Here is a 6,610-nt window from a genome sequence, read left to right as displayed (position 1 = left end):
TCCTCGCCCTCGCGGCCATTCGGCGCGCCGCGACCGCGACGGCCACGCCGGCGGCGGCGCTGCGCCTCGCGCGCGGCCTCGGCTTCGGCATCCGACAGGCCCTCGGCCTCGCCCGCGGCGGCGAGGGCCGGCCCTGCCTCGGCATCGGCCGCCAGCGGCTCGGTGCCGGTCCGGTCGTCGGCCGCCCGGTCGTCCGCGGCCTCGTCCTCGGCGGCCTGGTCGTCGGCAGCCTGACCGTCGTCCTCATCGCCCTCGGCATCCTCGCCCTCGCCGGCGGCGTCCTGGGCGGGGCTGCCATCCGGTCGGGTGCCGTTGCCGCCACGCCGGCGGCGCCGGCGGCGGCGGCGGCGGTTCTCGCGTTCCGCCTCAGTCTCGCCCTCCGGGTTGGCCAGGGCCTCGGCATCGGCCTCGGCGGCGTCCACCGCCTCGGGCTCTTCGGCCTCCTCGGGCTCGGGTTCCGGCGCATAGTCCATGCGCAGGGCGGCCGGGCCGGTCTCGATCGGCCGGCCCGGATCGGCGGCGCGCAGCTTCTCGACCCGGAGGGTCGGCGGCAGCAGGGTGTCGTCCGGCTCGAAGACCACGGCCATGCCGAAGCGGGCCTCGATCTGCGCCAGCTTGTCGCGCTTGCGGTTCAGCAGGTAGAGCGCGACCGTGCTGTGGACATGCACCGCGATCTCGGCGGCGCGGCGCTTGGCGCCCTCCTCCTCGATCGCCCGCAGCACCTGCAGCGCGCCGCTCTCGATGCTGCGGACCTGGCCGCGGCCCTGGCAATGCGGGCAGGTGACGAAGGTGGTCTCGGTCAGGCTGGGGCGCAGCCGCTGGCGCGACATCTCCAGCAGGCCGAAATGGCTGATCCGGCCGACCTGGATGCGGGCGCGGTCGAAGCGCAGCGCCTCCTTCAGCCGACGCTCGACCATCCCGTCATGCTTCGACGACTCCATGTCGATGAAGTCGATGACGATGAGGCCGGCAAGGTCGCGCAGCCGCAGCTGCCGGGCGATCTCGTCCGCCGCCTCCATGTTGGTGCGGAAGGCGGTGTCCTCGATGTGCCGCTCGCGCGTCGAGCGGCCCGAGTTGACGTCGATCGCGACCAGCGCCTCGGTCTGGTTGATGACGATGTAGCCACCGGAGCGGAGCTGCACGTTCGGCGAATGCATCGCGTCGAGCTGCTGCTCGACCGCATGCCGGGCAAACAGGCCGCCGTCGCGGAACAGCTGGATCTTGCGGGTCTGCTGCGGCATCAGCATTCGCATGAACTCGCGCGCCTCGCGGAAGGCGTCCTCGCCGTCCACCAGCACTTCCTCGACGTCGCGGGAGAAGACGTCGCGGATGCTGCGCTTGATGAGGTCGGCTTCCTCGTAGATCAGCGCCGGCGCCGTCGACTGCAGCGTGCGCTCGCGGATGTTGTCCCAGAGCCGCAGCAGGTATTCGCAGTCGCGGCGGATCTCGGGCTTCGGCCGCTGCGCGCCGGCGGTGCGGACGATCAGCGACATGCCCTGCGGCAGCAGCAGCTCGTCGATCACCTCGCGCAGCCGCTTGCGGTCGGTCGAGGAGGTGATCTTGCGGGAGACGCCGCCGCCGCGCGGCGAGTTCGGCATCAGCACGGAAAAGCGGCCGGCCATCGAGATGAAGGTGGTCAGCGCCGCGCCCTTGGTGCCGCGCTCCTCCTTGACCACCTGCACCAGCATGATCTGCCGGCGGCGGATGACTTCCTGGATCTTGTAGTGGCGCATGAAGCGCGGCGTGGTGCGGCGCTCGCGCGTCACGTCCTCGGTGCCTTCGCCGCCGATGGTCTCGGGCGGCGGGGCCTCCTCCTCCTCGGCCTCGTCATGGCCGTTGCCATGCCCGTTCGCGGGGGCGTGGCCATTGGCCAGCGGGGCCTCGGCCTCGGGCGCTTCCAGCGGCGGCTGGTCGCCGGTGCCGCGCGCCATCGACGCCTGCGGCTCGGCCTCGGCCGCCGGGGCGGGTTCGGCCCCGGACTCGCCCGCGAGCGGGGCGCCCGGCTCAGCCGCATCCGCGACGGCGGCCTGCAGCTCGACCTCGAGGGCGAGCGGCGCGGCCTCGGCGGCGGCTTCGGCCTCCGGTTCCTCCGACCGGGGCTCCTCCTCCGACCGGGGCTCCTCGGCGGCGGTCTCCTCCGCCTGGCGCGCCTCGCCCGCGGCGGCGGCGCGGTCCATTGCCGATTCCGGCGGGGCGTCCTCCTCCTCGTCCTCCTCCTCCTCGCGCGCCTCGGCGGCCTGCATCTCGAGCAGGCGCTGCCGGTCGGCGACGGGGATCTGGTAGTAGTCCGGATGGATCTCGCTGAAGGCGAGGAAGCCGTGCCGGTTGCCGCCATACTCGACGAAGGCTGCCTGCAGGCTGGGCTCCACCCGGACCACCTTGGCCAGGTAGATGTTGCCCTTCAGCGGGCGCTTGGTGGCGGCCTCGAGGTCGAATTCCTCGAGCCGGTTGCCGTCCAGCACCACCACGCGGGTTTCTTCCGCGTGGGATGCGTCGATCAGCATGCGCTTGGTCATCGAAGCGTTTGCTCCGCGCCACGCGGCACCTGGGTGCGGCGAGGCGGATCAGGGTGGCGTGACCCGGTCGAGGACGACTGCGCGGCGCGGGCATAAGGCATGCGGCGGCGTCCCGTCCTCTTCCGGCGGGGCAGCCACGGGCTTCCGGCGCGCCAGGATCGGCGCGCGGCGGTCGCCCGGGACGGCGCCCCAGGTTCGTGCCCACGCGCCAAGCGCGACGCCCGCAGGAAGCGGGTGAAGCGGCGTCGGTCACGCTGGCACCTGGGGCAATCCCGATCATGTCAGGGACTGCCAAGGATCTTGGCGCGACAGGTCCCGCGGGGACGGAGACGGGCGAGCCGGACCTGCCCATTGGGGCGGTACCCGGCTAGGCGACCCGGCGAAACGCGGATGCGGCGAATGACCGCGATCCCATGCCAGGCCTGTGCCGCGCGCCGCATCGGCAACCCCCCAGGAATGGGGCCCCAAGAGGATGGGGATATGGTCTGCCGGCGCGGCTGCGCCCAAATCTCCGCCGGCAGCGGGCGCCGCCGGGGCGAACCACCATAGGCGACCGGCACGGCGTTCCACAAGGCCGGCATGCATCGACGTGGCATCGACTCGCGCCGGGCTGCTACAGCCTCGGGCGCATCGTCGGGGGAGGATGCGGCGATGCGGTGGTTTCTGGCCAGGCCAGGGGACGGACCAAGGGATGAACCAGGGGAAGGGGCCAGGACGATGGGGGTGACCCCGGACCGGGGGCGGCGGCCGCTGCTTGCCCTGGCGGCGGCGCTGGCGGCGGGGCCGGCCCAGGCCGCCCGGCGGCCGTCATCCTGGCTTTCCCTCAGGGTTGAGCGAGGCCGGACGCTCATCACCCTCGCCCTGGACCGCCCGACCGCCTGGCGGCTGACCGCGCTCGACGGTCCGCCGCGGTTGCTGGTCGACCTGCCGAACCTGCCCTGGCGTGGCCCGGCGCGGCAGCCGGGAGAGGGGGTGGTCAAATCCCTTGAACGGCAGGGCAGCGGGTCGTCTCAACAGCTTGTGATTGTGCTCGCCGCGCCGGTGGGCCCGCCGAGCGCCGGCGTCACCGGCGGGCGACTGGTCCTCGGCCTGGCGCCGGGCCCGGCGGCCGGCTTCGCCCGGCTGGCGGATGGCCGCAACCTGGCCGCCGCCGCCCCGCCGCGCGGGCCGCTGCCGCTGGTCGTGCTCGACCCCGGCCATGGCGGCAAGGATCCCGGCGCGATCGGCGCCCGCGGCACGCAGGAGAAGCGGATCACCCTGGCCGCGGCGCTGGAGCTCAAGCGTCAGCTGGAAGCCGGCGGCCGCTGCCGGGTGGCGCTGACCCGCTCGCGCGACGTCTTCATCCCGCTCGGCGACCGGATCGAGCTGGCGCGGCGGCGGGAGGCGGCGCTGTTCCTGTCGCTGCACGCGGACAGCGCGCCGGGCGCGCGCGGCGCCAGCGTCTATACCCTGTCGGAAACGGCGACCGACAGCTTCTCCGCCGCCCTCGCCCGGCGGGAGAACGAGGCCGACCGGGCCGGCGGCCTGCGGCTGCCGAGCGTGCCGCCGGAGGTGCAGCGCATCCTGCTCAGCCTGATGCGGCAGGAGACCCGGGCGGGGTCGGAGAAGCTGGCCCGGCTGGCGGTGGCGGCACTCGAGGCCGAGGTGGCGCTGCTGCCGAACACCCACCGCCGCGCCGGCTTCGTGGTGCTGAAGGCGCCGGACGTGCCCTCGGCCCTGGTCGAAATGGGGTTCCTGTCGCACCCGCAGGACGAGGCGGCGCTGAACAAGGCCGCGCACCGGGCCCGGCTGGCGACGGCGCTGGCCGAGACGGTGCACGGCTTCCTCGGCGCGCGGGGCCCGGCGCTGGCGCAGGGCGGCTGACGCCCCTTGAAACGACTATTGTGCGGTGCAACATAACGGCTGGGAATAGGGAGGAACATCGATATGGAGTCCTCCCGCATGCTGCCTTTCCTGATCGGCCTCTCGGCCATCGCCTTCACCAACCTCGTCACCGACCACGCCGCCCGGCGTGAGGGCTTCAAGGAGCTGAAGGGCGGCTTGCACCTTTAAGACGGATCGCCCGAGGGTGCTGGCGCTTCAGGCGGCGGCCCGCAGCGCCTCGGCATCCCGGACCAGCCGTTCCAGCCGCGCCCGCAGGCTATGGGCGCGCACCACCTCCGCCCGGCCGGCGGCGGCGATCGCCAGCCGCTCGGCCTCGGCATGGCGGTAATGCGCCAGGATCTCGGCCAGCCGTGCCGGCTGGTCGGGCGGGTAGTAGACCAGGTGCCGGCCATCCTCGAACTGCGCCATGTTGCCGAGCGCCGAAGGGTGGTCCATGGCCGGCGTCACCAGCATGGTCCCGCAGGCCATCACCTCCGTTACCTTGGTGACCAGCAGGCGCGACCAGGCCGGCAGGTTCACGAAGACCTCGGTCGAGCCATAGGCCTCCGCCAGCAGGGCGAAGGAGCGGACGGGGTCGGGGTCGGAGACCGGCGCCATGCGGTCGAGCGGGATGCCCAGGCGCGCCAGGAATTCCACCCGTTTCGGATAAAGCGAGCCGAGGAAGGCCGCCGCGTGCCGCTTCGGCACGGGGCGCGGGGCGAAGAGCACGGTATCGGCACCGAAGGGCAGCCAGGTGCCGCCGAAGCGGGCGGCGTCCTGCACCGCCGGGAAGTAGTGCCGGTCGGCCAGGCCCTGGTAGCGGCCGAAGGGGAAGTCGCGGTCGTCCCGCTCGGCCGATTCGGCGTACCAGGCCGCCTTCGGCATCGGCAGCGCCGCCCAGTCCGTGCCGTAGTGCCGCAGCAGCAGGTCGCCATACCACTCGACCGCGCCGAGGATGATCAGGTCGGCCTCGCGCAGCGCCTCGACCGGCGGGGCACCGCGCTGCGGGTGGCCGCAATCCATGACCCGGTAGCCCATGGCGGCGAGCGTGACCGAGATGCCCTCGGCGCAGCACCAGGCCGAGCCGACCCGGGCGGTGCAGTGGAAGACGGCGATGTTGCGGATGGTCACGCCGGCACCGCCAGATGCTGCAGGGCGCGGTCGATCCCCGTTCGCAGGTTGATCCTCGGCCGGAAGCCGAGCTGTTCCTGCAGCCGAGTGCAGCCGGCCCGGGCGAAGACGCCTTCCGGCCGGTCGGACAGGCCGCGGATCTCGGGCCGCCAGCCGGCCAGCTCGGCGGCCATGCCGGCCAGGGTGGTGAAGCTGGTGAGGATACCGGTCGAGAGGTTGACCGCCGAGCCGTCCTCGATGCGGTCCAGCATCCCCAGCACGCCGCGGATGCAGTCGTCCACATGGATGAAGTCGCGCATCTGCTGGCCGCTGCCCCAGACCTGCAGCACCGGCGCGCCGCGCCGGTCCAGCACCCGGCGGCAGATGGCAGGGAAGGGGTAGGCGGCGTCCTGGTCCTCTCCGTAGCCGGAGAAGGGGCGGAAGCAGATCATCCGCAGCCCGTGCCGCTGATGCGCCAGCCGGGCCAGGTATTCGGCGGTCAGCTTGGCCCAGCCATAGGACATGTCGGGCAGGCCGATATCGCCGTCGAGGCGGATCATCTCCTCGGCCAGCAGGACGTATTCCTCCCGCCGCTGCAGCCGCACCGGATAGGCGGCGGAGGAGCTGAACACGGCGGAGCGCCCCGGCCTTGCCTCCGCCGCCCATTGGAAGAAGGCGGCGTCGATGCCGAGGTCGTCGGCCACCGCCAGCGGGTTGTTCTCGATCATCAGCCGGCCGCCGACCATGGCGGCCAGGTGGAAGGCAGCGTCGAAGCCGGGGCCGGGATTGCGGCGGAACCAATCCCGGCAGTCCTCCCGGTGGAAATGGAAGCCGTGGTAGTCGCGCGGCTCGAAAAGCGGCCAGCCCGAGGCCGGGTCCACCGCCCCGGTCAGCGGGCGGATGCTGTCGACGGCATGTACCTCATGCCCCTGCTCCAGCAGCGCGCGGGTGAGGTGCCGGCCGACGAAGCCCGCGGCACCGGTCACGAGCATCTTGCCCATGCGGATGGCCTTCTCCTGCGGGGCCTTTGCCCCGGCGGCATCCTGGCCACGCAGGGATGAAGGCCGGCTTAAGCGGCTCACCCGCCTGTGGTCGCCGCTGCAACGCCGGCAGTGTATGAG

At 73.0% G+C, this 6,610-nt stretch carries 4 protein-coding genes; 1 reads left to right on the top strand and 3 read right to left on the bottom strand.

Annotated features, from left to right (window positions below; genetic code table 11):
- Positions 1–2,516: Rne/Rng family ribonuclease (locus E2C06_RS27515; RefSeq protein ID WP_133291792.1), on the bottom strand; the 2,516-nt coding region annotated here is incomplete at its 3' end.
- Positions 2,517–3,239: 723 nt separating this feature from the next.
- On the opposite strand from E2C06_RS27515, the gene E2C06_RS27510 reads away from it, so the two are divergent.
- Entirely contained in the window at positions 3,240–4,379 is a 1,140-nt protein-coding gene (locus E2C06_RS27510; protein WP_165982700.1) for an N-acetylmuramoyl-L-alanine amidase, read from the top strand.
- Between the two features lie 216 nt (positions 4,380–4,595).
- Here the strand turns inward: E2C06_RS27510 and E2C06_RS27505 are convergent, their stop codons facing one another.
- Positions 4,596–5,510, bottom strand: coding sequence for a glycosyltransferase family protein (locus tag E2C06_RS27505; RefSeq protein WP_133291790.1), 915 nt, complete (start codon positions 5,508–5,510; stop codon positions 4,596–4,598).
- Positions 5,507–6,490 (bottom strand): NAD-dependent epimerase/dehydratase family protein, encoded by a 984-nt coding sequence (locus E2C06_RS27500; RefSeq protein ID WP_133291789.1) that lies wholly within the window; start codon positions 6,488–6,490, stop codon positions 5,507–5,509. Before E2C06_RS27500 ends, E2C06_RS27505 begins: the two co-directional genes overlap by 4 nt.
- Positions 6,491–6,610: the final 120 nt, after the last annotated feature.

Source organism: Dankookia rubra, from assembly GCF_004355005.1.
Classification (GTDB): domain Bacteria; phylum Pseudomonadota; class Alphaproteobacteria; order Acetobacterales; family Acetobacteraceae; genus Paracraurococcus; species Paracraurococcus ruber_A.
Note: the sequence above shows the minus strand (reverse complement) of the source record. Positions and strands in the feature narration are given on the sequence as shown.